General features: G+C 41.0%; 26 protein-coding genes. 3 read left to right on the forward strand and 23 right to left on the reverse strand.

Going from position 1 to position 23,906, the window contains the following annotated elements; all coding sequences use genetic code 11:
• Positions 1-278: 278 nt before the first annotated feature.
• From WFJ73_RS22160 to WFJ73_RS22170, 3 genes are all read right to left on the reverse strand, one after another.
• Positions 279-854, reverse strand: a complete 576-nt coding sequence (locus WFJ73_RS22160) for a hypothetical protein (protein WP_336775131.1) — start codon at positions 852-854, stop codon at positions 279-281.
• Positions 855-858: 4 nt separating this feature from the next.
• A complete protein-coding gene (locus tag WFJ73_RS22165; protein WP_336775132.1) occupies positions 859-1,194 on the reverse strand; it encodes a hypothetical protein in 336 nt (111 codons plus the stop codon).
• A gap of 108 nt (positions 1,195-1,302) precedes the next feature.
• On the reverse strand, positions 1,303-1,752 hold the full coding sequence (locus WFJ73_RS22170) for a hypothetical protein (RefSeq protein ID WP_336775133.1): 450 nt from the start codon (positions 1,750-1,752) through the stop codon (positions 1,303-1,305).
• A 75-nt stretch (positions 1,753-1,827) separates the two neighbouring features.
• Between WFJ73_RS22170 and WFJ73_RS22175 the strand changes: the two genes are divergently transcribed.
• Positions 1,828-2,622 (forward strand): hypothetical protein, encoded by a 795-nt coding sequence (locus WFJ73_RS22175; RefSeq protein ID WP_336775134.1) that lies wholly within the window; start codon positions 1,828-1,830, stop codon positions 2,620-2,622.
• Between the two features lie 106 nt (positions 2,623-2,728).
• Here WFJ73_RS22175 and WFJ73_RS22180 read toward each other — a convergent pair whose 3' ends face one another.
• From WFJ73_RS22180 to WFJ73_RS22275, 20 genes are all read right to left on the reverse strand, one after another.
• Positions 2,729-2,881: a hypothetical protein gene (locus WFJ73_RS22180; RefSeq protein WP_336775135.1), complete on the reverse strand. Its 153-nt coding sequence runs from the start codon at positions 2,879-2,881 to the stop codon at positions 2,729-2,731.
• Between the two features lie 96 nt (positions 2,882-2,977).
• Positions 2,978-3,133: a hypothetical protein gene (locus WFJ73_RS22185; protein WP_336775136.1), complete on the reverse strand. Its 156-nt coding sequence runs from the start codon at positions 3,131-3,133 to the stop codon at positions 2,978-2,980.
• Entirely contained in the window at positions 3,120-4,226 is a 1,107-nt protein-coding gene (locus WFJ73_RS22190; protein WP_336775137.1) for a hypothetical protein, read from the reverse strand. The genes WFJ73_RS22185 and WFJ73_RS22190 overlap by 14 nt, the downstream gene beginning before the upstream one ends.
• Positions 4,227-4,533: 307 nt before the next feature.
• A complete protein-coding gene (locus WFJ73_RS22195; RefSeq protein WP_336775138.1) occupies positions 4,534-5,523 on the reverse strand; it encodes a DNA cytosine methyltransferase in 990 nt (329 codons plus the stop codon).
• Positions 5,524-5,723: 200 nt separating this feature from the next.
• Positions 5,724-6,224, reverse strand: coding sequence for a hypothetical protein (locus WFJ73_RS22200; RefSeq protein ID WP_336775139.1), 501 nt, complete (start codon positions 6,222-6,224; stop codon positions 5,724-5,726).
• A 192-nt stretch (positions 6,225-6,416) separates the two neighbouring features.
• Positions 6,417-6,689: a hypothetical protein gene (locus tag WFJ73_RS22205; RefSeq protein ID WP_336775140.1), complete on the reverse strand. Its 273-nt coding sequence runs from the start codon at positions 6,687-6,689 to the stop codon at positions 6,417-6,419.
• 132 nt (positions 6,690-6,821) lie between these two features.
• The gene (locus tag WFJ73_RS22210; protein ID WP_336775141.1) at positions 6,822-7,166 is read right to left on the reverse strand and encodes a hypothetical protein; all 345 of its coding nucleotides are present in this window, start codon (positions 7,164-7,166) and stop codon (positions 6,822-6,824) included.
• Between the two features lie 150 nt (positions 7,167-7,316).
• The gene (locus WFJ73_RS22215) at positions 7,317-7,592 is read right to left on the reverse strand and encodes a hypothetical protein (RefSeq protein ID WP_336775142.1); all 276 of its coding nucleotides are present in this window, start codon (positions 7,590-7,592) and stop codon (positions 7,317-7,319) included.
• Positions 7,592-7,930, reverse strand: a complete 339-nt coding sequence (locus WFJ73_RS22220) for a hypothetical protein (protein ID WP_336775143.1) — start codon at positions 7,928-7,930, stop codon at positions 7,592-7,594. The genes WFJ73_RS22215 and WFJ73_RS22220 overlap by 1 nt, the downstream gene beginning before the upstream one ends.
• Positions 7,931-8,016: 86 nt before the next feature.
• Entirely contained in the window at positions 8,017-8,247 is a 231-nt protein-coding gene (locus tag WFJ73_RS22225) for a hypothetical protein (protein ID WP_336775144.1), read from the reverse strand.
• Between the two features lie 183 nt (positions 8,248-8,430).
• A complete protein-coding gene (locus tag WFJ73_RS22230) occupies positions 8,431-8,817 on the reverse strand; it encodes a DUF4258 domain-containing protein (protein WP_336775145.1) in 387 nt (128 codons plus the stop codon).
• Between the two features lie 405 nt (positions 8,818-9,222).
• Positions 9,223-9,621 (reverse strand): hypothetical protein, encoded by a 399-nt coding sequence (locus WFJ73_RS22235; protein WP_336775146.1) that lies wholly within the window; start codon positions 9,619-9,621, stop codon positions 9,223-9,225.
• Positions 9,621-11,408 carry a glucosaminidase domain-containing protein gene (locus WFJ73_RS22240; RefSeq protein ID WP_336775147.1) on the reverse strand — a complete coding sequence of 596 codons (1,788 nt, stop codon included), beginning with the start codon at positions 11,406-11,408 and terminating at the stop codon, positions 9,621-9,623. Before WFJ73_RS22240 ends, WFJ73_RS22235 begins: the two co-directional genes overlap by 1 nt.
• Positions 11,409-11,419: 11 nt before the next feature.
• A complete protein-coding gene (locus tag WFJ73_RS22245; RefSeq protein WP_336775148.1) occupies positions 11,420-14,101 on the reverse strand; it encodes a CD3337/EF1877 family mobilome membrane protein in 2,682 nt (893 codons plus the stop codon).
• Complete coding sequence (locus WFJ73_RS22250; protein ID WP_336775149.1) at positions 14,079-16,718, reverse strand: ATP-binding protein; 2,640 nt, start codon at positions 16,716-16,718, stop codon at positions 14,079-14,081. Before WFJ73_RS22250 ends, WFJ73_RS22245 begins: the two co-directional genes overlap by 23 nt.
• A gap of 33 nt (positions 16,719-16,751) precedes the next feature.
• Positions 16,752-17,156, reverse strand: coding sequence for a TcpE family conjugal transfer membrane protein (locus WFJ73_RS22255; RefSeq protein ID WP_336775150.1), 405 nt, complete (start codon positions 17,154-17,156; stop codon positions 16,752-16,754).
• A 2-nt stretch (positions 17,157-17,158) separates the two neighbouring features.
• Positions 17,159-17,461, reverse strand: a complete 303-nt coding sequence (locus WFJ73_RS22260; RefSeq protein ID WP_336775151.1) for a hypothetical protein — start codon at positions 17,459-17,461, stop codon at positions 17,159-17,161.
• Between the two features lie 27 nt (positions 17,462-17,488).
• Positions 17,489-18,613, reverse strand: a complete 1,125-nt coding sequence (locus tag WFJ73_RS22265; RefSeq protein ID WP_336775152.1) for a conjugal transfer protein — start codon at positions 18,611-18,613, stop codon at positions 17,489-17,491.
• An 8-nt stretch (positions 18,614-18,621) separates the two neighbouring features.
• Complete coding sequence (locus tag WFJ73_RS22270; RefSeq protein WP_336775153.1) at positions 18,622-19,005, reverse strand: hypothetical protein; 384 nt, start codon at positions 19,003-19,005, stop codon at positions 18,622-18,624.
• Between the two features lie 111 nt (positions 19,006-19,116).
• The gene (locus WFJ73_RS22275; protein WP_336775154.1) at positions 19,117-20,121 is read right to left on the reverse strand and encodes a replication-relaxation family protein; all 1,005 of its coding nucleotides are present in this window, start codon (positions 20,119-20,121) and stop codon (positions 19,117-19,119) included.
• Between the two features lie 985 nt (positions 20,122-21,106).
• Here WFJ73_RS22275 and WFJ73_RS22280 point away from each other — a divergent pair.
• Both WFJ73_RS22280 and WFJ73_RS22285 read left to right on the forward strand, forming a co-directional pair.
• On the forward strand, positions 21,107-21,424 hold the full coding sequence (locus WFJ73_RS22280; protein WP_336775155.1) for a hypothetical protein: 318 nt from the start codon (positions 21,107-21,109) through the stop codon (positions 21,422-21,424).
• Positions 21,425-21,428: 4 nt separating this feature from the next.
• Entirely contained in the window at positions 21,429-22,760 is a 1,332-nt protein-coding gene (locus tag WFJ73_RS22285; protein ID WP_336775156.1) for a hypothetical protein, read from the forward strand.
• The last annotated feature ends 1,146 nt before the right edge of the window (positions 22,761-23,906 follow it).

Raw genomic sequence — 23,906 nt, forward strand, 5'->3', positions numbered from 1 at the left:
TAAGTTTTATGATGATATAAAAAAAGGGCGCATCAGCGCCCTTCCTAAACCGTTCAATCTATTTCCGTGAGCTGAGTTGCCCGATTACTGTGCAATTCTTCAGCGTACCACTGGATTTAGAAAGTCGGTCACATTTCATCAATAAAAGCTTTTGTTGTATTGTCATACGAATACGCCCATACGGATTGCCAGAGGAAGCCCCTGGTCAATCGTAGAGGGGCTTCCTCCTCACATATTATGGTTTGTTTAAACCTTCCAATTACCTTGTTCCGGTTAGCTTATCCGGCAGCTGCAGTTAGATCGAACAGGATCTGATCGTCCGGTCGTTCCCGCCCTAACAAATTATTGCTTAACTCCTCGAGCCAAATCGAATACCGTTTATGTTGGATCGCTTTCATCTTTTCCTTGCAGCGTACTTCAAAATGGTAGAAGCCTGATCGGATGGGATAGAAAGAGAACCGATGCGGGTTATCTTCTTTGGTCCATATTTTTGGCGAAGTCTCCTCATATCCATATAGGGAGCGGAAATCAGTTGCGCCGATGACCGCTTGCATCCAGTAAACGTTGACCGGTGCGTACTGGCTCATGGTAAAAAACCAATCTGCCAGCAGTCGGTCGAAAGCATTTTTATCCGTATGACCGGTTGGATGTTCCCAGCGGATCCAAAGAAATGAACATTCCTTTGTACTGAGCTGAGGCCTATACTCCACACGCATGATATGTTCGCCGACGGAGCGGGACCATTCATGACGCTTAGTTGGAGCGGGACGGAGACTAAGCTGTTCTAGAGCGGTGCTTAAGCGATCTAAAGACAACTCAATGCACCATTTGAACGCAATATATTGCAGTTCCATTGAATCACGCTCCTAACTTAATCCCTTGGCCAATCGTTGCACCAAGCGGATAAAGTCCCCGATGTTTTCTCCCAGCAGCTAAAATCGCCGCATCACTTGCCTCAAACCCTTCTTCTTGCAGGTGCTCGTTAATCTGAGCACTCCAAATGAAAAATTCTGCTGGCGTAAGATCCATAATATTGGTGGGAACGAAATAACGAGCGTCTTCTACTTTGATTAAACCGTCTCCTGTGAGGGAGTAAACGGTATCGCCGTAGCTTCGAGCGAGTTCAAGGTTTTCACTCATCCTAGTTTCAAAACCGCCTAAGTTGAGTAGTAAAATAGCTTTCTTCTTTTTCATTCCTAATTTCCTCCTATGACTTCCCCGCTCCTGGGGAAGTGAATAAATTTCCCCGGTATAGCGGTTTGTCATGATCAGATGAAGGAATATCCTTATCTTACGGCTGCATTACTCCAATAGGTGACTTCTCGTACATGTCCAGCATAGCTTGCGTAGGATCGTACCAGATAAACCATTGGAGAGCTTTACTTTTGTCTTGCCGCATTGGAGGCGCCAAGCGTTACTCTCAAGCAGCACTGCACCTTCTTCCTCTTGATGAAGAAACAATTGTAATATTGCTTTCATCCTCTGGAACAGATCAATCGACTCCTTTTCTCGGAACAACGCAAAAAAAAGCACTAAAAAAGACATACGAGTCCCGTATGACTTAAATGTGCTTAATGGTTGAACCTTTACGTAATGGCTGTAAAACAGCTTCCCCTTCCCTGCTGGAACAATAACGGCAAGGATAAATAAATAGATACTTAGAATAGCTATATTATACAGGATAATCTTGGAACAATAAATCCCTTGAGAAAATAAAGTATTTTCATAGACGGTTACTCCTGTCGCCATCATAACTTACTATCCTTTACCTCTGAATCCGTTTTGCCGATATAGTAGGTATAGAGAATTGGACTCGGGGGGATATTTTTGATAAATGAAGTGTTACTTGGTTATATAAAAGAAGGAAATGTGGATGGATTTATTAGGGAGTGTCTTCCTCTTAATCAAGAAGAATTTTTAGAAGCAGTAGATCAAGTCCACGAACAATATTCTTGGCCGATATATGATTGGTTAGTTAAGAACGGTGCTGTGTATTGGAAAGAGAGTAACCGTAAAACGTTCGAAACTTCTGCTTATACTGGTTGTGTGGAATGGGACGGGACTAAGTATAAAGAGGTAACCAATTACACCGAAGGTGGAGTTGGTAATAGGTTCTTTCATACTATACTGAGTTATACTTTCCTTTGCAGAAAGTTTACATTTATTACACATTCAATTCTAAATGGGGATGTAGACATTAATCAATTTTACCGTTTGGGAATGGATAGTAAAAGTAAGTTTTATAATCTAGATCGACAATATCAAAAGCATTTCAACCTAATTGGCCTGGTTTATTCTCGGATCTTTAAAAATGAATATCGTAGTGAGAAGTCACATTTCTATCACTTACCATTAAAGGACCTGGAAGAGATATATGTATTACTCAGAACAATTAAAGCGCAATATGCTATCGATGACAGCATAGACAACATAGACAGCATTATTATTAAAAGACATATCAATGAAAAAGATAAAAAAAATCCTGACATCATTGAGTACTCTCTTGGTGCGATTAAGGAGACAGTAGATAGAGATTTATTAACTTTCATAGATCGATATAAAGATAAAGAAGACGTGATTGAAAGAAGAAATTTACTTCTTCAAATTCTAAATGTATTTTAAAAAAACAACCCCTTTTGCTGCAAGAATGACAGCAAAAGGGGTTTTGTTAATCCGTCTCAACGAGCTGCTGATTACCCCCTCAGCTCGTCATTTTAGTTTATAAACCTTACTTTGAAGTATTTTCTTGTTGAGATAACAATTTATCAATTTTTATTTTCCGGGCAGCTCTACGCTCTGCAATTATTTCCTCCTGCGTCTTATCAATGATACGAATCGGCTTAGATAAAAAGGGTAGGATTTTTGGTGACTTTTTTTCCATACTATCCCCTCTTCTTTGGAAGATATCTAGATAGTATGAATTTTGCCCACCTTATATAACAATAAAACCCTCCGAAGATCGGAGGGTTTTTATCAATTATGAATGTTTGGCTAGAAAAGAAAGCTTTTCAATGCTTTTTTTAGCATCTTCCGTCTGTTGGTTGAATCGCTTCATCATCTCTGCCCGCTTCTGACGGCGTTTTTCTAAAATATCCTTCTGAGAGACATTTTCTACAATTTTAACTGGCGACATGATGATCAACCTCCTTAGTGGCTAGTGCTCGTTTTTGATAGACAAGACATAATGAATGAATCATTCTACGAATCTGTCTTGATTCTATAATAGCATTCTCTTCGATAAGAGACAAGGCTCTCATATCATCAAGATCAAAATGAAATGCCCAAATCCACGTTTCGTTATTGAGCATTTTCATTTTAAAAGCAACAATCTTTCTGCCCTCATATGGGATATGACTAATTGCTGCATCATCTTGATCTTTGGCAGCATCAACTACTGCATATAACTTACCTGGGTTGTTCATATCGATTGGATGGAAGTGTGAGCCTGATGTGCCTTTATTAATGATTGGCAATAAGTGGTCACCTTCGACGCGATATAAAGAGAAGCCAGATACAAAATCCAGGTCGTGCAGCTCGAATTGTTCATTTATATAGCGATAGAGATTTTCGTTGATCTTCTTAAGAAGGCCGATAAGATAAACGATCGCTTCCTCATAAGAAGATATATCGTTTTGCAACACGGAAATAACTTCTTTTGAAGCTTCCAATTGCCGCTCCTGCTTTCTTGTAATTTCATCGATTTGTGTTTGTGCGAATACGGCTAGTTGAGAAAGATCTCCCGTTGGGCTTACTTTAAGCAAGCTTTCTAAATTAGCTACAAGCGTTTTGAATTTAAAGTCCGGAGCATTTACAAATAAGGACCAGAATCTTTGATACTCTGCAGGTTTCCGTGCAATGAATGCTTCTACATGAAAGCGAGGATCATTTATGCTGGCCATTTTCCCCATGTATAGTTTAACTAAAGTGTAATAGCCGGCACAAAACAAGAACAAACCTGCGAAGATTAGAATCCAAATCGGAATCTGGGAGTACATAGCTGCTGTACCCGCCAGAAGTGGCCCAATTAAAGGAAGGGACACCCAGTTTATTGTGGCTAATGGCTTTATAAGCTTCAAATTTTGAGCGATTTGAGTTATCGGGCCCTTCCATGCCTTCCCCTGCCAATTCGTGCCCTTTTGTTCTCTCATCAGCTTAATTATGGGGTCATAGTTCTCCTGGATCTCTAAAAGATAGCTATAATAACTAAGCTTCTTGTCATCGGTCATAACCAATACCTCCTTATGTAAGACTTAGAATCTTTACAGTAGTTACAGGAGGAAAGACCACGCTGCATATTGCTGCAACAGTGGTCTCTTCTCTAGTCTATTCCTCGAGCGAGTCCGGATCGTAGTTCATATAGAAACTCGGTTTCCGTACGCCTTTGCTGGCCATGTTCTGCCTTTACGACAGCTCCTATTCTAGCATCAACTGTGCGAATATAGAAGTCACTGTACAAATCCAAGATAAAGGGATCTCCATAATAGGTTACAAGGCAAAGGAAAATTTTTCGAAGGCTTCTTATCATCAATTCTATTAGATTGCCAATGTCGTATCGTACACTTGAAATTGAGTGTAAAGTGCATGAGCTAGTGCATCTGCTACATGATAAGCAATTCCATTTCCCACAATGCGATATTGGTGGCTTAGTGGTACTTCAGCTGGAATAATAAAGTCATCAGGGACAGACATCAGCCTAAGTCCTTCTCTCACCGTGATCCGTCGCGGTTCGCTCGGAAATAGGTGTTCACGCCCATCTTTCGAAACGTGCGCAGTTATGGTAGGACTAGGATAATCCCACTGTAGCCGGCGCATTCCCCTCCACTGGGAGCGTGGGTGCTGAATCACATCAATAATCCTCTGAGGCGTGGGACTTTCCCAGGTCGCAACGTGATTAGGAAAATCACCTAACACCCGCTGACGCGAATGTGCAGTCGTAGGCACCGGTAAATCGCCGATCGCTTCCCTAACGTTTATTTGTGCAGCTGCTGGAGCGGGAAAATCAAACGTGAATCCTAGATCCTTCCGAATCCCAGCAACAAACACCCGCTTCCTAAACTGGGCAACACCGTAGTCTGCTGCATCCAGGGTTTTGAACGACACATTATAGCCGACACTATCAAAGGCTTCGACCAGGCGCTCAAGTGTTTCTTTATGACGTACCGATAGATTAGATACATTTTCAAAAAGAAAAAATTTCGGGCGCTTTGTTTGAATGAGCTTATAGTACACCCAGATGAGATGACCAGTTTCCCCGCTCTCTCCGTTATTCCGCCCATTAGACGAAAAATCGATGCATGGCGGTCCGCCAATGTAGCCGTCGGACTCGGGAATCTCACTGGGATCGATATTCTGGATATCGCCTACCTGTATATGGTCACCTATGTTTGCTCGATAGCAAGCAGCTGCTGCAGGGCTAAGTTCATTTGCCCAGATGATGTCAAAGTATTGCTTAAAGGCATAATCAAACAGACCACCGCCGGCGAACAGCGAGCAAATTTTTAACTTATAGGATTGATCAAACATTTATAGTCCTCTATTCAAGTGAGCTCACAGCTCACAAGAGGACAACCGAAAGGGTGAAGCGCCCGGGCCGCATCACCTGCACTATCCGAAAAGGGGATGGATACCCGCCCTTCTCTCACGCTTCAGTTTTAAGAGGTACTTAAGAATCGGAACCGCTCAAGTAAGTGAACTTACTGTGGCAAGGAGCTGCGCCGTATCCCTCAACCCGTTACGGGAAATGTTTGTCGGTTCCTTTCTTCTCGCTTTTCCTTTAATGCTTCAAAGTGAGGAGAATCACGAAAACGATCACGATCTTCCTCCGCGCACTTAAAATCGTTTTGGAAGCATCCCGCTTCCCCGTAATACTCACATTCCATACAGATGTTCTCAATAAACCGATCTGCTTCACGGACTTCGATCAGAAACGTCTTCTCAAGGCTCACAAGCCCGTAGAAACGATTTTGTCTATCCAGATTGCTTATGACGCTCCCCTTTTCAATAGCGAGCACAAAGCGCTCCTCATGGCTCTCCGCGTAAGAAGTCTTCAACGGTATTGGTGCCTTTCTGCCGTCTAAAAAGCCTTTGTTAAATAAATCGGTTTTTCGAGGAGCATCAACGGGCAGGAAAAAGTGTGTATCCTCGGCATGGATTAATTCCTGCAGCTTCAGATATTTCTTTCCTTTACTATTTACGTGGACTTCCAATGGTCTTGGTTTTGGCATAAAGCCTATCTCCCTATCCCCCCCGCTGCACCGGAGGGTCATTTATCATAACCACCCATGCAGGGGTAAATAGGTATTTACTTATTCGGAGCGGAAGCGGGATAGTAGTCTGTAAGTCTACCCATCACATTGACTCCATTTCGATTTCGATAGCTCGGATGTACTTGCAATTTCATGACAAAGACGGGCAAATCAATCTCTACATCTTTGTCTGAAGTATGTTTGTAGTACTTCCATTCGAATATCTATCGGAATAACACTGTAATCGAAATCGCCGTGGACTTCCCATAAAATGAGTTCGTTATGGTCGATACAACCGTCATCTTCCGAAAATGGCACACGTCGGCCGACAATACACTCATTGGTTACGGTTATAGACCTAAGCTCTCCCCCGCTCTCTATAAGAAGTTCTGCCACCATGCAATGTCCACCGGTGTTAATTAATACATTACCAATAATCTTCATCGTCATGTTTCCTCCTAGTAACCATCAATTTGATCTAAATATTGAAAAGGGAGCCCAAAAATCAGCTCCCTGCCCCAATAACTCTTTATTTCATGAAGCATTGGTTGCCTTCAATATTACATATGTGAATTATTAATCCTCATCGATTAATTTCACGGACAATACCGGATTTCCATGAGCATCCTTCTGCTGCAAAGCTAATACTGAGAACTCATGGATCTCTCCGTCATAAGTAAATTCGATACGATCCTCATTGCTGAATTTGAGCTCATGCCTAAGCTTGAGGAGGAAATCAGCAATGCGATACATTAATGAGGATTCTTCTTTCTTACTCCGCTTGATAAATTTCCAAACGGATTTAGTCAAATGCACTGGTAAGGTGATGCCAATTGTAGAGGAAAAAGGCGTGATATCAATCAAATCGCCTTTTAACAGGGATTCATTACGGTTATAACCGTGTTCTTGAATGTTGTTCATCGTGACACTCTCCTATTACGAGTTTGAATTGCCAATTTGGAAGCGGGTATCAATAAGGGTGAACACCTATTTCCATGACTGTGATTCCAGGAACACTGTGGTCACCTGGATAAACTACAGCATACAAATCAAAGGTTTCCCGCTTTCCGTCTATAATGGAATCAATCGCTGCTTGTAGCCGTTAAAATCAATATGATTAGAAAAGAGATATAGAGTGACCTCAGTCTCTTGCGTCTCCAAAAGATAGAATTGGTCGGCGTTGATTAGATGGCCGGCCGACAATTCATAACCAATATGGGAAATAAGCACCTCGGTTGAAGCTACACCAATTTCCGCCATCACTTTAGCGAAGAGCTCTTCTTCATCAGGGTTCTCTACTGCACCATGTTCATTGTAGAAGAACATGAAAGCCACCTTCGCAATCATTAGCTGACCCCCCGATTACTTGTACGTATGTTCTTCATAGCACCAGTGTTAGGAGGACAATCAGCTTTCACTCCTATTCTTTTCGCGGGCTTAATATCGTGGATCCCAAGCTTAAATGGAACATTGTGCTTGAGAAAGAGTTCTAAAAGTTCTTTTTCATACTCATCGGCTAGACTTCTAGGTTTAATTTCTTTCCCACGTCCACCAACGATGACAATAATCGGATTGCTTTTGACAACATCGAAAAAGATGGTCTCATGATGCCCATCCCGCTCCACTACCGCGCAGCCACCACAAAGCAGACTTTGATTTAGTTGGATCGATACCTTTTTAATCATTCGAATTCCTCCTTAAACGCAAAAAAGAAGACGTCCTAAGAGCGTCTTCTAATTTCCGTGTTATATGATTTTGATCATCCTAGCGATTATTGCTGCGGAATGAAGTCTTGCAAGGTAAAGGTCTGTTTTAAGTCATGAAGTGAGACTTGAACATCCCCTATGACACGAAGCTTTGCCAGATATTTTGCATATCCCGCAATAAAAGCACCATCACCTAGCAAAATTTGATCATTATCCTTACAATTGCACGTTTGAGCAGGTACATCGGTTACAACCAATACACCACCATCGTACTTGCGTTCGCTTTGAATATGCATCGTTCGAATTTCTCCTTCACACCGGTCACAGCGAGACATCTTCATCCCTCCTATGACCTTATTTTATCATGCTCTTTGAAATGCTCCAAACATTTGGCTTACATACTATATATCAGCTTAGTCGCAACAAACCATAATCCAACCAGCCAAAATAAGATGATAAAAGCCTTGTCCTTTTTACCTTTAGTCGGCATTCGAAATTCCCCCTGGAATGTGCTTAATATAGCGCTCACGGTCTGCAGGGAATACAGTCTTAATAATGAACCGGGTTGCGGTTTTGATTAAGACAATCACCACACAGTAATTACCTGAGACGGATGGTCCAATAATAGTGCGTTCAACTTCTGGATTACGACCCCGATCACCTGAATCATATCCCTCTACAATGTGTCCATTTGAAATCGCCCAAAAGATATCAAGTTCGTCAAATACACGATCCGGATAATCTTTATTTTGAAGACGATCATTTATGTAATGAGGGGATATGAGGGTAAGGTAGCCATCCTGCCGATTAACGCCTTTACGTATGCATTCAATTTCCTGTGGCCAGTACGCTTTCAAATGGTCCACTTCCTATTGCTCCCTTCTGTCTAAAATAGACAAAAAAATAGCCCCGAATGCTAAAAAAGACATGTCCAAATAAACTTTGGAATGCTTTTCTGCTTCGAGGCTACACTTTTAATTGTTACCGAAACGGCAACGCTCCTTCTCTGCTGAATAGGTGACGGCAGAGATCATTAATAAGTTAATTAGAATATATTCAGTATAGCGAAATATTGGTAAATGGGCAATAAAAGGATACGTATTCCTCAAAGCGGTAGCGGGACGATTAATAATGTTAGTAGCAATTCATCCACGTCATGTGAAATGGCGAAATGTCCCTTCTCTACAACCGTGCGGCCAGCAGCTGATTAAAGAATTTAAAGTACCACAAAAAGAAAAGCCGCCTTCTGGTAGGAAGACAGCTTAAACCCTTTAATTGAAGTATGTATGCAGTGATGGATAGAGGGGGACTTCCCGCTCCTTATCCTGCATGAGCAAGACGCCAAGGTCGATCATAGCATCCTGCTCGCCATAAAGAGTGCGGGTGTTCATAGTACGAAGCAACAGTTGATGGATCGGTTCGCTAAACTCCTCTTCCGTTCGGTTTATTTGGAAGAAGACATCTTCTATCCGATAGATGATCAAACGGCTCACTTCTGCTTGATACTCAGATGCCATCTTCTCTGGTTGCCAAAGCGTTTTAAAGAGGGTTACATCATCCATGGAAAGTCCAGCCGTCTCAAACCAAGTGCGGACACCAGTGAATGAAATATCCATGTTAAGCATTAGATACGATTCGATAAACAAGCTATCCATCATTTGTGCATTCATTAATATTGCCCCTTTATATAGTCTACTTTTATTACATTTAGATCATCACTGCCAGATGAAGATAGCGTCACTGCTATAGCATCCGGAACGTCTTTTACATACATACTAGGTGGATGAACTTCTCCTGTAGTTAAGTTTACCACATTGTTGTAATCTACCAAATTAAATACCGGTTGGCCAGAATAAGGGTCTATTAGTGTGCTAGGTGTGGGCACTACGTGTCCATTAACGGTTTTATTATGATAGATTTTGGCGTAGTCCCCATAGACCTGCTGAATTCCAAATGTAATAACGAACTGATCAGACGTATTAGGAGCTGCCGAAGCTTCGGGAGAAGGCGTACTAGTAATAGGAGGCGTCGTTGCTACTGGTGGAGCGACATTATATGGAACGTCCTGCCAAGGCTTACCGGTACTAGGATTTATCCCTCTATCTCGATCTAAACTGACTAAATTCTGACTTCTCATAATAGATTTGAGTTTATTGGCATACTGAAGATCGGTGGCATAGGTTGCGCGCTGTAGTTCATTGGCAAATGCATAAGGGTTGCTTTGACTGAGCGCTGTTCTATACCTTGGATTTTCTAATAAAAAGCTGGAATGATCGGCAATAGATGCAGCAAAGCTGCTATAAGCCCGAAACTTTGCTCTGATCGTATAAACACCGTCTGAGTCCTGTTCGTTAGTGTTTACAGAGCATGTAGGACCTGTCCATTTGCTGTTGGCTTTAATCCCGAATAGGTTATTACAGATATCAGACCTCCCGTAGGCGGACTCTAGGGCCATTTGCGCAAGCGTGATACTCGCTTTTACCCCACTCCGATCTTCCTCGGCCATCGCATAAGGAGCATATTTGATGAAAAAGGGGTTAGTGAGTGTCCCTAGTGTGTCTGGTACCTGAATAATAGGACCAACACTACCACCACCTACGCTTGTTCCCCCGCTGCTAATGATTGTCCCTCCGTTAAGGTCTCGGATATAGACTGTACCTTGGCTTGTAAAAGCAGGGGCTTGGGTAGACATATAGGTATTGCTGACATAGAGCATCTGATCGGATTGATAGTCGTTACCAGTCATATTTGACCAGTCTATGTCCTCCATGGCTGTAAAGGCAGCGTCACTGGCAACATCCAAGATTTGCGACATCGTCGCGATGAACGGTGTTGGATCAACAGCATCTTGGTCCGGGATAAGTTCATAATGCAAATGAGGACCGGTTGATTTACCTGAGTTACCTGACAACCCAATTATCTGCCCCTTTTTTACGGTTTGTCCTGTGATGACATAAGCATCACGAAGATGCAGGTAGCGGTTGACGGCTTTCTCTAGATCAGGATCCGTACTCTGAATTGAAACGTAAATACCGGCATCTTTTGTGGAAGCGGGATCAGTCGCTTTAGGATAACTGACTTTGGTAACTACACCGTCTGTGGAGCTTGCAACAGGCGTACCAAGTGGTAGACCAAGGTCTATCCCATCATGGAAGCTTTGAGCACCGGTAACGGGGTCAATGCGTTCACCAAAGTTACTTGTAATCGTGTCTCCTAGGTTACTGATATATATCTGTGGCGGCAGATACTTATCAGAGACGAGAGATTGCGCGGCGACCGATTGAGAACTGCTTATCGCCGCGGCAATGAGATAGAATAATAGAAAAGCAGCGATTATTATTACGTATACATACCAAAAGGCAGCGAAGTGACTGATTAGGGCCGAACGTATTTTGGTTTTAATCGCATGTTTTAGATATTTCTTTAAATACTCACCAGCTTGCTCGAAGGAGGGCATGTTACTCCCTCCTAATCGTCAACATTGACACGTTTGATTTTTTTTGATCGAGCTTCATTTGCATTTTTCTTAACTTTGTTGGCAAGGGCATTCATTGTTGCATCTACTTCAGAGACTCTAGTACCATGTGCGTTACTCATGACTTTTAACTGGTTGTTCATGGTATGCAGGTGTGTGGTAAGATCATCGGAAACCGCTTCTTTAATCTCTTTAATTTCTACATCGCTGAGACCCGCATAATCAGAGGCCTGAACTCCTGGAACTGATTTATTCAAACCAGCTACTGAAATGTTAATGGCATCTTTTAACGTAGTAGGTAGCGTTACTTTGGTCAAATCAACGGTGGTATTAAGCGGTGCAGATACATGAACATGTGGAGCAATTGTCCGTCTATCCATTGCATTAGGAAGACTTGGCATTTTACTTTGTACTTCGCTTGTACTGATTGGTCCGATCGCTTTAAATGGTACGTTAGTTGGTGTAATTAGTTGAGCTCCTAATGCAGGTGTCGATGCTTTCATGAATGCTTCATTTGCCCGCAATAGTGTATCCCGCTTCTGTGTGTATTCAGGCATGGATTGAAAGAACGAAGCATATCCAATACGGCCTTTACGTGAAAGCATTATCGCATTGATCTTTGGCGTTGTGATAAGACCGGCAGCCTTGAACCTTTGATCCATCGCATTAACAAAAGGCGTGTGCTTTATTGGATCACCTGTTGTAGTCGATTGTTGTACAGCTTGATTATGTTCCGCCCTATACCGGGTAAATAAATCATTCATAATAAAATCATCGACAGATGTTTCTAGTCTACGGTTTTTATTAAGCGTGCCCGCGCGCTGCATTTGATTAACAGCTTGTTTTGGACGATTAACCATGAAGGTTGATGCCTGGCGAATGGCATTTTCGTTGGAGTACATTGTTGCAGCAACTTGTTGATCATTCATACCTTCTTGGACGCCACGGGACAATATCGCCTGTTTTAAATCCCCTCCGTCTTCTTTCACAGCTTTCAGTCGGTTCTTCTCTTCTTTCCATTCTTTATCCATGCCTCTAAATGGATTTTTAGCATTATTCTGAAGGTTTTCATTAACGCGTTGCACATATGGCGTGTATTGTACTGGTTCACCGGATGAAATGGCTAGCTGCTCGGAAGCATCTTTCTCCCTTTGATAACGAAGCTGCATACTAGCCGTAGTCGCATCATTGACGCTATCGTTTGCTCTGCTAATAGCACTTGGATTAAAGCTGGCCGGCACCCCTTCTGCTTCTTTCCGGTTAAACATTCCACCAATTGATTCTCCAGCTTTGTTGTAGATGGAGCGGGTAACATTTCGTTGAACAGCATCCAGGACTGAATTTTTCGCTCTCTGGGGCATAGGAATAGCGCCAACTGCTTTGGAAAATACGGATCCGATTTCATTGCGGAATTTGAAGACGACAACAACCATAATAGCTTCAACTACCATTGATACAAACCAACCTGCATTCGCCTTGTTATACAAAATATCAAAGGACATATGCCCCATCACCAGTGATAAGTCTAAGAAGAAGAAGGTTGTAGCGGTGGATATTCCCAAGCCTATTAGCTTAATGAATTGTCCGCGTATGACGTTTAATCCAGCTGCTCTTCCCGGAAGTAACGAGGCGAGTAACGTTATGGACATAATGCATGCATGAATAATGAATTTCATTCGGGTATAAATGGTCATTATCGCCCAATAACTCAGTAAACCAAGAATGATAGAACCTAGTAAAGATGCGCAAAGTAAAATGACGATCTGTTCAGCCGAGCGTATCATACCTACCGCTGGATACTTTGTTTTAAGGTCTAAGAGTGCCTTATTTCGATCATCGGAGTTGGGGTTTGTTTTTAAGACTTTCATAAGCGTTGCTTTATCATTCTCATACATACCCGAGTCATCAAATTGAAGCATTTCATAAGGCTTCACAATAAGCTCCAACCAGACTTGATCGGTCATGGTTGTTATTCCTTGGCTAGTTGAAGGACTCAAGCCACCAGGTTTTGCTAGTGCCGTGTAAATATCTCCTCCAAGCTCTGCTGCACCATCATTAATAAACTTCATGAAGATGGCAGCTTGAGAGAAGAAACTTAGTGAAATTACTAAGACAAGTAAGAATGTAATTGCGGTCTGCAAAGTATCTAAAAACCTTATGCGAACCATTTGCCAAAGCATGTAGAGCAGTGTAAAGGATGCAAATACACCAAAAAGACTGGCCCATAGCCCAACACCAATACGCCCATTGCTTACACCAGTAAGATTTGTAATCATTGCTGCTACAGCATCAATAAAGTAGTTAAAGTAACTAAAAGTAAATGCCTCTCGAACAATAAAGCTGAAGAAGCGGGTTATCTGTACGCCAACCAAGAAGATAGAGCTTAAGGTGGTGTCGTAGAAAGAGTTTATGTAGTCATTGGCTTTTCCACTTAAATTCCAAAACGATTTCTTCTCTTGGGCTGTCTGAAACGCATAATGTGAAGCGCCTATATTACTGAACTCTGACTTGTTCGTACAGGAAGCATCACCTTTTGGGCATTGCGGGATCATTTCATCCATTGCACCAGCAGCATAAGAGACATGAGGAGCAATGGTCGATAAGAATATGGTTAATAGGAATACGACAACAAGTAGTGATCTCAGCAAACGGCTACTCATCCCAATCAGAATCATCGTCCTCCCCTGCAGCAGCTGCCTCTGTATGGAACCGGCCGAAGCGGGTAAGTGTATCGTAGTCGTTTTCTTCCCCCTCTTCCGCTTGGTCTGTAGCAGCTTCTGGCGGCCGAGTATCAAAGCAATCGAAGAGGTGCTGGAATACGACATCGACGGTTAGAACGCCCACTCGTCCGTAAATATCTTGCATTAAACATTGGCCGTTTTCCAAATTTTTCACCATATCCATATTGTCCTGAGTATGCTCAAGACCGAAGTACGATAAAGTGTCCTTGATTTTGTTTGTATCAGAGTCCCGGAAGGCAAACTTCATACCAATGTTGCCGGCTAAGTCACCTGAATAATCGGATGCATTCTGGGAGGCGACAGCCAGACCGCCATTTAAAGATCGTCCGGTACGAATAACTCGGTCTGCCATTTCTTTGCCAATTTGCTGACGAAGAAAAGCCCAGGCTTCGTCCATTTCAGCAAGAGTGAAGATTGCACGATCATAATAGACGAATTTGTCCATAAAACGCCCGATTGAATACATTGTTGCAATAGACATTTTCTCTGCGAGGGAATAGTTCTCAGGCGATTTCTCCATAGCAGGCATTTTTAGATTCTGAACTTGTAAGATGTTAACGGCATAATCCATATTAATTGTCTTCTGCTCACCGTTACCAAAGAGTAATTTTGCAAAGGATAATTTTTGGAAACTGGACAGTACTTCAGCAACGACAGCTGCTGGAGGCCGTGTTTTCCCCATTTCAGCCAGCACATCAATACATTTCGTCAGGTAAGGACGTGGTTCAGCAGCAACTTGTACGACCGATTGAGAAATATAGGAATATTCAATTGAATTTGTTTTAACCGAAGCCAGGTATGACAGGATATCCATACTTGCTTCTTTGGCATCCTCAATATTCTCGAGCATAAGGAATGGATCCAGTTTTCCTACATCTTCCTCTGCAGCCGATAATGTAGCGACTTGTATCTGCCCATCAAGTTCAGGTAGTGCATCCGGCCAATGTGATCGCTCCGCTTTTGGATCAAAGATAAGTGTCTTACCACCGGTAATAGCATTTTGATAACCTAATAAGTTTAAAAGTACAGATTTACCACCGCCTAGAGTGCCGTGCAAACTTATGGACGGTGAACGGTTAATTTGGCTTGCATGGCGAAGATCAACATATACAGGACGCTGTAACGAACCGGTGGTCCCGATATAATACCCTACTCCATCTCCAAGCTCTTGCGTTGCTCCAACCATACTAGCTGCTAATGTTTCCGGGGGAATACGTTGTATGTAATCGGAGACATATCGTGGTGAACCTGGAATAAAGTCATTAAATAAAAGCCATTGGTCACCAGCCGGCAATTCAACATGAATATTACCAAAATCCCGATAATGGTCCTGAATAATTTTTATATTACTCTTAAGCAGGTTAAGATCGGTATGATAGAGACCAAAAGTGACATGAGTGATAAAGGTCGGATTCTTTCGCTTCTTGTACTCGTCTTCCAAGCTAAGTGCACGTTCTTGTTTTTCCTGAAGATCTAGGGGCACGGTAGCTCCTGCTTCATGAATGTTTTTAACCTGATTATCAATGTCCATCTTCTTCTTACTAAGTTTTTTAAGAGCATCACGTGCTTCCATAACTTCGACTTTTACACTCATTTGCACCGGGAATGGCAATGTTGCTGCGCTATAAAGCCATTCACTGCCAGGCATTTCGAGCCCGTTTTCTGGTAGTTCTGAAAGAGCTAAATATGCTTGATAGACCTGCTTTTCTTCTCCATCATGTGGCTGTGTGAGCTTTATTCTACGGGGACTTGAAGCATCTATCTCGCATTCAGTTAGCGTTAGAATTTGACGCGAGTCATAAAGCATGGTACTCAGACCCCCCCGCTCACCTTTCGTCTTTTTCGGCTTCCATCCCATTTCATCTGATTCGGACCGGAGGATAGGATCACTGATGCCCCACCAAAAATTACGTTTGATCAACCATTCGATGGTACGATGATTAGCACGTTTAACTTTCACTTTGCGAGAGATGCGATCAAATATTTGATGTTCCTTAACTTGATAAGATTGAAATTCATGTTCAAAGATTTCTGGTTCATTTAGCCCAGCGATGTTTTCAATAAAACGTTTAGGGTGCTGAATGAGTTTTTTCAGTTCAGTAGCAATGGTTTCTACATGATCTACCAAATCTTTTGCTTCGTTTTTAGGAAGCTTAACGATAAGGTAGGCTCTGTAATCAGAGTTATTTGAACCATTAACGGTATTATAAGTTTCAACAAGATAACCATTCATAATATCAATGACTTTCTTACCCCATTTTTTTAAAGGGCCGTGAAGGCGATCCTTAAGGCGATCGTGGTGCGCTTCGATATCATGGGTACGTGGTAACCATAATATGTGAAAGTCATCTGTCATTAACGTTAACAAAGAGGTTTGGGAAATCAAACGATCAATTTGTTGTTGGTCGCTCAGATGGTCATAAATAAAAGGGTCAAGTTCATAGATCGCAAAGACGCTCTTATCTCGATTAAAAATCAAATTATCTTCATAATAGGCAATAGGGAATTCTATGTTAATTTTGTTAATTCGTTTTTTGGCTGCAATTGCCAAGCACAACAACTCCTTTTAGAAAAGAGAGCGTGACTATTCACGCTCTCTTCTTGTTCTGTAGACCACTTTACTATCGTAGGCATAACGTTTTGTATATTGGAACTTTCGATAACGGTATAGATGTTTATTCCTCATCCAGAAGTAAATCATGCCGAGAAGCCACTTATGAGGTGCTTTACCATCCAACTTTTGCTTTGCAATTAACCATGTTGCCCCGAAAGGAAGGAACAGCATCGTATAAGCTCCAGGTAGGAAGAACAGTATCGTCTTTCCAAGGATATAGAATATAAGTTCACAAACGATAAAAATGCCTATAACCCTGAGATTCGCCGGAATCGGCAGCTTCTTGCCTTCTAAAGCATAAATAACCCAATCTAAATTCCAAATTTTTGTGTAGTTCGAGACTGTTACCCGGGGTGTCTCCTGTTTGTCGCTCATGGTTAGCTAATAAATGAGTCATATACTTTTCCACCAATAGTCGTAACTTTAGACCAATTTGTGAAAATAGCAACAACGATAGTAATACCTACGAAACTAATCATTTTCATCCAATCTCGAACAATCATGAAGTAAATAGCTATAATGAGCAGAACGCCCGGAATTAGTGCAGTGATATTAGAAGTCAACGAACTGCCAAATCTTTCGCCTACTCCTCCTCCAGCAGCAAATACCGGTGCTGCAAATGACAATAAAGTGATAGAAAGCAAGAAAATTTTTAATACTTGTTTGTGATTCATCTTCATTGGGATGTACCCCTTTCAATTTTTAAATTATTCTAGTGATTCCATCGGATCTGTACTAGTGTTTGATTCATCTGGCGTAGGAGTTGGTTCGTCATCTGTTGCCTTAACTGGAGTCGCTGTTTGATCAATCCCATTAGAAACAACAAACAACTTCTCATCCTGCTCTACAACGGTTAGCGACCATGAGTTATTAAATGGCTCACCAAAAGCACTCTTCACTAAAACATCAGCTACGATGCGATAAGTTTTATCAGTACCATTATTCTCTGGCACAGAGTAGACCGAAACTTTGTCTAGACTCGTGTAAGTAAACTCTGATTTGTTAAGAGACGCAGGTACTTTACCGGTGCTAGCATAGAAGTATTTGATCTGACTACTATTCCCCTCGTACCAAGAGCGGAGATAACTATCTGCAAGTTCGGTCGCCTTTTTAATTAGGCCTTCATTGACAATAGAAGTTGGCTCGGAAGCGGGATCAATAGTTTCTCCTTTAACCTGTTCGGATACAAAACGAGGATAGGATGTAATTACCGGCCCTTCAGCAGCTAACGTGACAGGAACAACCATATAGGTTTTACTCGATGTTGCTTCTGGCTGTTCAGCTTTCCCCTGAGCAGATAATAATTTATCCGGCAGAGGTGTAACTGTCCGTAATATAGCCACGGTTACTTCGAAATTTGTTTTATCAATGGATTTGGAATTGTAAACTTCTGCTGATGTGACTTTGCTAGATGTGGTAGCATCAAAGGTCTTCATACCCATATCGGAATTGATACCGTTAATGAAACTCTTTAATCGCGTTTCACGGTTTTGAGTATAGTTGGCGTCCCAAGTAAAGTACTCCGTAGCAAAGTCCAATGCGAACCCTTTCACAGCATCGGAAACTACTATCTCGGTATTCCCGTACACATTTGTTTGATTGATTACTCGTGTCCCTTGTGCAAAAGAGATCGCACCTTTAAGAAGGATTAAGCAAACAATCGTCCAAAAGACACCACGGACAATCTTTTTACCTGCACTTGAACGTGGAGCTCTAGGTTTAATCGACTTATCCGACTTTTTCTTTTTTCCTGGTTCTTTCTTTGGTTCGTTTGAATGCTGTTGATCTTCAATCACTTGTTTTTGCTTTTTCTTTTTGTTAAGTAAACCCAATCTTGCACTCACCTCCTTTTTGAGCTTCCGTGACTTTGGTGGCTTTTATTGTTGACCATAATGCCAATAAGAAAGACTGCCACACCTAGAAGGATAATTGCATATCTGGAAGGAAAAGCTTCAAACCATTTCCAAGCGTCAACTACACTGTTCCAAATTCCAGGAGCTTCATCGGCAGCCGCATCTGCTACATCATTCACAATAGCAATAACCTTTTGATGGGAATCGTCCAACTCTTTATCATCTTGGACAACGGTAGATACAGTCTCCTCTTGCTTGATCGGTTCGGGTATTGGTTTCTGCACTCCTGGATTACGAATAAGTAAGAGCCCACCTATGAGAAAAATTAACACCCCTAATGTCGCAAAGATGATCTTTTTGTTTTTGTTCAAACATTCACCTCCTCCAATTCATTCATGTATGTATACATACTAATATATATACATATTAATTAATATACATATATTCTTCAATACAGGATTGTTAAAAATATCTAGGGATAGCTACGGCGTTTCATAGGAGCTTTCTTCAATCGAGACTAATTTCATAATGATGTCACCAATAGTCCTTCCAACAAACACCTTTTGTTCACCTTTAAAAACGTCATCAGCAGCTTTTTGAATATTCTCTAACCGCGTGTTTTTTACAGCCTCCGGAAGAATGAATGCAATGATTCCACTACGCTGAATCGGATTAGTAGTTAATTTCATAACACTACGATAACGTTCGAGTTTCATCTTGATCGAAACCTGATTGGAATAAAATGGTGAACGTTGCACCGGCTCTGTGGATCGATCAAGTTCCACATAAAGCAGCTGCTCCCCTATCCGTAGAACAGAATCAGGCCGAATCTCCATAGTTTGATTATCCGAATAAACAGTTAACGATGGATGCCAGTCCCAATCTTGAAATTGTACGAACTCAGGGAATTTGACCATCCAGTTATACCTTAAATCCAGATATACCTTACCAAGTTCCCATATGTGATCCTTTTTTGCTCGTTCCATATCTAGTTCCACTTTGGATAGTTTTGACTCCTCAATTGCTCCAATCTTCGTTTCAACAACACGCAATCCTCGAGCAGTAAGATAATACCACGACTCACCACGAACACTCTTTCGAAGATGAACAGGCTTATCCATTTCATCTGGTATCATTTTTGTACTTTCAGTAAGTCCTGCTATTTGCAATTCACGCAATGTGCGCCTTCCCTTAATGACGGCCCGGTTTCTATTTTTTAAAACCAGCTGTTCTCTTCCCTCTTCATCAGCAGATTCATATTCCCTGTAATACAACTCTGGACTGTCTAAGAAGAAGGTTTCAATAATGACATTCTGAGGCATTACACGACATAGATAGAGATCGATTAACAATCTCCAATCCCTGCTACTCAGTCGTGAAATGGCATCACCTAACGATAACTCATTTGTAACTTGTTTTTTTTGTTTGATTTCTTTTCCCCCAACCTTAGCATTCGAACTTCGCTTAGGTTTTTTTGAGTTTGTCACGGGTATCTCTCCTTTCTTAGCCCATGAGTGGGTGGGGTTGAAAATAAAAAGTCGATTTTTCGGTGTTAGTCGCGATTAGGCGGATCGGACAATATTAAGCCTGTACTGCTCTCTTCGCTTTTTTGAGGAAAATTTACGTTCAATGAATCACACAATGTTTGATTAGATAAAAATAACGATAAACATACGACTAAATGCATAGATGTTTAAACAACATAAAGAGTATTCAATTGGACAATAAACAACTCATAAAAAGCACGATGTTCAGACTATTAAGTGAAAAAAAATAAACCCTCCTTGACTGTATAATTTGTAACCTCAACTTCGACTGCAAAATGTAATTGCGCTGATGTTGAAACAAGCTCCATAGTAATACAACATTATCCAATTCGGCAATAGATCATTTATTCGTTTTCGGGTATCCATGGCAACAAAGGGAGGTGAAGACAAACTATTAATAGCTCCCTCATATAATCTACTAATAGCATATTAGTATATATTACTGTCCTATCGAAATGGTGTCTTAGTGCTCTAAATAGCCTACTTATAGCTATTAGTTAACAGGAGATAGATTACTACTAGAGTTTTTTAAACAGATCTATCGGTATAACTGAAGAATGAAGGAGATATTAATCCATTATGGTCGTTGACACTATATTGGAACCCCAATCCTCTATATCCAGGTAAGTAAAGCTGCGTTATAAAGCAAATGGATCCGTAACGGAGGTAAAGTATTGCGACAGCTTGACATACACCCATAATCTACTAGATAATTAATATAATGATTCGTAACTCTGCATTACGACACACTACATACTAAGTCAAATAAGTGCTGAGAACTCAATGAATAAAGGAGTTTTGGTAGTTTTCAAGAAATAGTGTAGCGTTAAGTTGCATAATAGTTTTTGTTAAGTTGATAGATCGTGCAACGTAAAGTTACACCAATGTTTTCGATGCATATCTTTTAGAAAGGAGCGACTCACTTTTGAATGATGAAGATCGCGAGTATGGAGAGTACCCGAGTGAGATTCTTGGGATAATTTCTCAAAGAATACCTAAAGAGTTTTTCAATGTGTTTACTCATATCTGGAATAACAAGGATGAAGGTATTTCGTGGAAGGAATTAGTCGAAGCCATTGGAGATCGAATCACTGTTGATAAAGCCGTTCTCTTCTATGAGATTTCTGGGTTTGTAAACTGTGAAAGTTCTTCAATGGATCGAAGAAAAAAAATATACAAAGCAGATTTAATTCGCGGGCTACAGTTAGCTGAACTAATAAGGGATTCTAAAATTAGGAGATGATTGAATGGAAATGAATTTGGGCTTTATTACACTTGAAGGATTTACAAGAAGAACAGATGGGAATGCAAAGAAATTGAAGTTTTGTTTTATTGCTTGCGGGCAGTATGGTGGACGCCAAGGGGATGAATTATCACGACTTCAACACAATGTTTTTGCCATCAATACATCTGATTCTGACTTATCAGATCTAAAAGTTATTCAAGATAAAATCAAGCTCGATGGTTATAATGGAGCGGTCAAAGATATTGAACGTGGCCAAGCTGCCATAAAGGATAATCGCGATAAAATCCTCTCTCTCCTTCAACGTCAAGAAGTCGTGAATGCTGATTTTGTCTTTGTTATTGCCGGCATGGGCGGAGGAACTGGAAATGCAGCAGCTCCAATCATTCTAAGTAACCTTTCGCGTGTAAGAGAACCGTTTAATGGAAAACCTTCATTCGGAGCAATACTTTCTGTACCAGGAACGTGGGAAAAGCGCGGTATAAAGAAGAATGCAAGATGGGGTCTAGCTAATATTGATAGCTTAATTAAGGACGAAGAATGCGGCTCTGTAATGATTATCGACAATGAAAAGTTATTTAAAATGACGGAAGGCATTTTTAGTGAGACAGATACTAAACTGGAATGGTCAGATCATGGTAACAGTACGCTGGCATCACTTTTAACAGAAACAATCTTCTTAACTTCCCTTCCATCGGGTAAAACATTTGATGAAGATGAGTACTTAGATGTTTTATGTACTCCTGGATATCTCTCTGTCGGTAAGTGCTACATACAACCAGATGATCTCTTAGCTGTTAACACATATACTGCTTTAATTCAGAAAAGCTTCAGAGAATCACCAACTGCTAATGACTATGATTACGAATTGGATGCTATAAATGGATTTGTTGCCGTGATCCACCCTAAGAATGGTAATCACTCCATTTCCGACTCTCAATTCAGAACATTAGAAGAACGTTTTGGTAAATTTATTGCTAATGCGGAGAAGCCCCATACTGGATTAATCGAGAATACGTCGTGGGGAACAATAACTAGTCGTAGTAAGGTTAAAGAGAGTGATGCACCAAAGGCTATTTTATATACCGGTGCAGTATGCTCATCTCTTCCAGGACGAATCGTTGAAATGCTAAGAGAGATTGATCTTGAAGAGGAAGAACTAGAGCAAAAACGTAGTGAACGTGGTAAAAGAGATAATCTAGACCTCTCCTCCTTCACTTCTATTGAACGTAGAGAAACAGCAGCAACAAAAGAACGCACTAGAAATACAGATTTTGACTTGTTCTCCACCACTCCTACTCAAAAGAAAAATGACAGAAGCGATTTTAAACTGTAATTAATAAAAACCCCTTTCGGTTTATTCCGAATGGGGTTTTTATTTTTAATAGTGTATCGTTACGTCACCCTTATTTATAGTATCGCGCCTCATGAAAAAAGGCTTATTAACCAAGGGTTTATAGATACTTTCGATAAAATAATGCATCGTTACGTATCTTTAAGTTTCACTAAATCAATTTGGGCAGCCACTTATTATTTTTCATAATTCATTTCTATTTTATGCACTCCCCCCCACTCTACTATTCCAATCTCAGGATGTTGATAGGTTACTAGCAGTTGAGAGATTCTTAAGAGTCAATTAGATAAGCTATTGTTAATCTATTTTCTATTTTCGGCTCCCTGCCTTCCCCCACAATTTTGCAGGTTAAAACTAGTTTGTCCATGTGTCCTGATAAAGGATCGAATGGTTATTTCTTAAATAGTGTATCGTAACGTCACATTATTATTACAATCAAGCGATATTTAGAAAAGCTTATATATCAAGGGTTTATGGGAGTTTCAGATAAATTAGTGCAACGTTACGCAACTTAAAGAATCACTAAATCAAGGTTGTCAAAGTAACACTCTTGCAAAGGCTCCTCTTTTATATGCAGCACTCTTCAACCTGGATATGGTCCTTCGAGCCCTCTACATAGACCATAACTTCCTTGTTGCGGTTCAAATACCTTGATGAACTCGCATCGTTATGTTGTCAATAAAAATCTCCGAATCAGGTTTGAACCTAACCGTCGTACCGGTTTCATTGGACTCTCCGACAATCTTGACGTCATATTGAGGCACGCCGCGGCGATATTCTTGTTGGTAGATATGTCAGTGAAGCCTGCCTCCACTCTACCTCTGGCCATTCTCAAGATATTGATAGGTTACTAGCAGCTGAGAGATTCTTTAGAGCTATTAGATAAGCTATTAGCAACCTATTTTGATCCCCTTCCCTCCTTACAAGTTCGGGTTAATTATTAGTTAGCCCCTGATGAACCTGGTCAATCCTCATAATTACAACATTAGGATCGACTATACGTTATGAATTAGTAAAGTATTGATAGCTCAAGCCCTCTTGGGAGCCTATAACAAACGGAATGAAGGAGATTATTGATAAGTAATAACCTACTAATAGGACTCACTAAACAACTGTGAAGGCAAATCA

Source organism: Paenibacillus sp. MMO-58 (assembly GCF_037146255.1).
GTDB lineage: Bacteria > Bacillota > Bacilli > Paenibacillales > Paenibacillaceae > Pristimantibacillus.

What these genes read in the sequence shown, in the direction of transcription:
- WFJ73_RS22245 (WP_336775148.1), bottom strand. Translation starts at nt 14,101, where the DNA reads ATGATTCTGATTGGGATGAGTAGCCGTTTGCTGAGATCACTACTTGTT.
- WFJ73_RS22200 (WP_336775139.1), bottom strand. Translation starts at nt 6,224, where the DNA reads ATGCCAAAACCAAGACCATTGGAAGTCCACGTAAATAGTAAAGGAAAG.
- WFJ73_RS22220 (WP_336775143.1), bottom strand. Translation starts at nt 7,930, where the DNA reads ATGATTAAAAAGGTATCGATCCAACTAAATCAAAGTCTGCTTTGTGGT.
- WFJ73_RS22170 (WP_336775133.1), bottom strand. Translation starts at nt 1,752, where the DNA reads ATGATGGCGACAGGAGTAACCGTCTATGAAAATACTTTATTTTCTCAA.
- WFJ73_RS22190 (WP_336775137.1), bottom strand. Translation starts at nt 4,226, where the DNA reads ATGACCGATGACAAGAAGCTTAGTTATTATAGCTATCTTTTAGAGATC.
- WFJ73_RS22185 (WP_336775136.1), bottom strand. Translation starts at nt 3,133, where the DNA reads ATGTCGCCAGTTAAAATTGTAGAAAATGTCTCTCAGAAGGATATTTTA.
- WFJ73_RS22195 (WP_336775138.1), bottom strand. Translation starts at nt 5,523, where the DNA reads ATGTTTGATCAATCCTATAAGTTAAAAATTTGCTCGCTGTTCGCCGGC.
- WFJ73_RS22205 (WP_336775140.1), bottom strand. Translation starts at nt 6,689, where the DNA reads ATGAAGATTATTGGTAATGTATTAATTAACACCGGTGGACATTGCATG.
- WFJ73_RS22235 (WP_336775146.1), bottom strand. Translation starts at nt 9,621, where the DNA reads ATGAATGCACAAATGATGGATAGCTTGTTTATCGAATCGTATCTAATG.
- WFJ73_RS22165 (WP_336775132.1), bottom strand. Translation starts at nt 1,194, where the DNA reads ATGAAAAAGAAGAAAGCTATTTTACTACTCAACTTAGGCGGTTTTGAA.
- WFJ73_RS22210 (WP_336775141.1), bottom strand. Translation starts at nt 7,166, where the DNA reads ATGAACAACATTCAAGAACACGGTTATAACCGTAATGAATCCCTGTTA.
- WFJ73_RS22255 (WP_336775150.1), bottom strand. Translation starts at nt 17,156, where the DNA reads ATGAGCGACAAACAGGAGACACCCCGGGTAACAGTCTCGAACTACACA.
- WFJ73_RS22160 (WP_336775131.1), bottom strand. Translation starts at nt 854, where the DNA reads ATGGAACTGCAATATATTGCGTTCAAATGGTGCATTGAGTTGTCTTTA.
- WFJ73_RS22180 (WP_336775135.1), bottom strand. Translation starts at nt 2,881, where the DNA reads ATGGAAAAAAAGTCACCAAAAATCCTACCCTTTTTATCTAAGCCGATT.
- WFJ73_RS22225 (WP_336775144.1), bottom strand. Translation starts at nt 8,247, where the DNA reads ATGCATATTCAAAGCGAACGCAAGTACGATGGTGGTGTATTGGTTGTA.
- WFJ73_RS22285 (WP_336775156.1), top strand. Translation starts at nt 21,429, where the DNA reads ATGGAAATGAATTTGGGCTTTATTACACTTGAAGGATTTACAAGAAGA.
- WFJ73_RS22240 (WP_336775147.1), bottom strand. Translation starts at nt 11,408, where the DNA reads ATGCCCTCCTTCGAGCAAGCTGGTGAGTATTTAAAGAAATATCTAAAA.
- WFJ73_RS22215 (WP_336775142.1), bottom strand. Translation starts at nt 7,592, where the DNA reads ATGATTGCGAAGGTGGCTTTCATGTTCTTCTACAATGAACATGGTGCA.
- WFJ73_RS22260 (WP_336775151.1), bottom strand. Translation starts at nt 17,461, where the DNA reads ATGAAGATGAATCACAAACAAGTATTAAAAATTTTCTTGCTTTCTATC.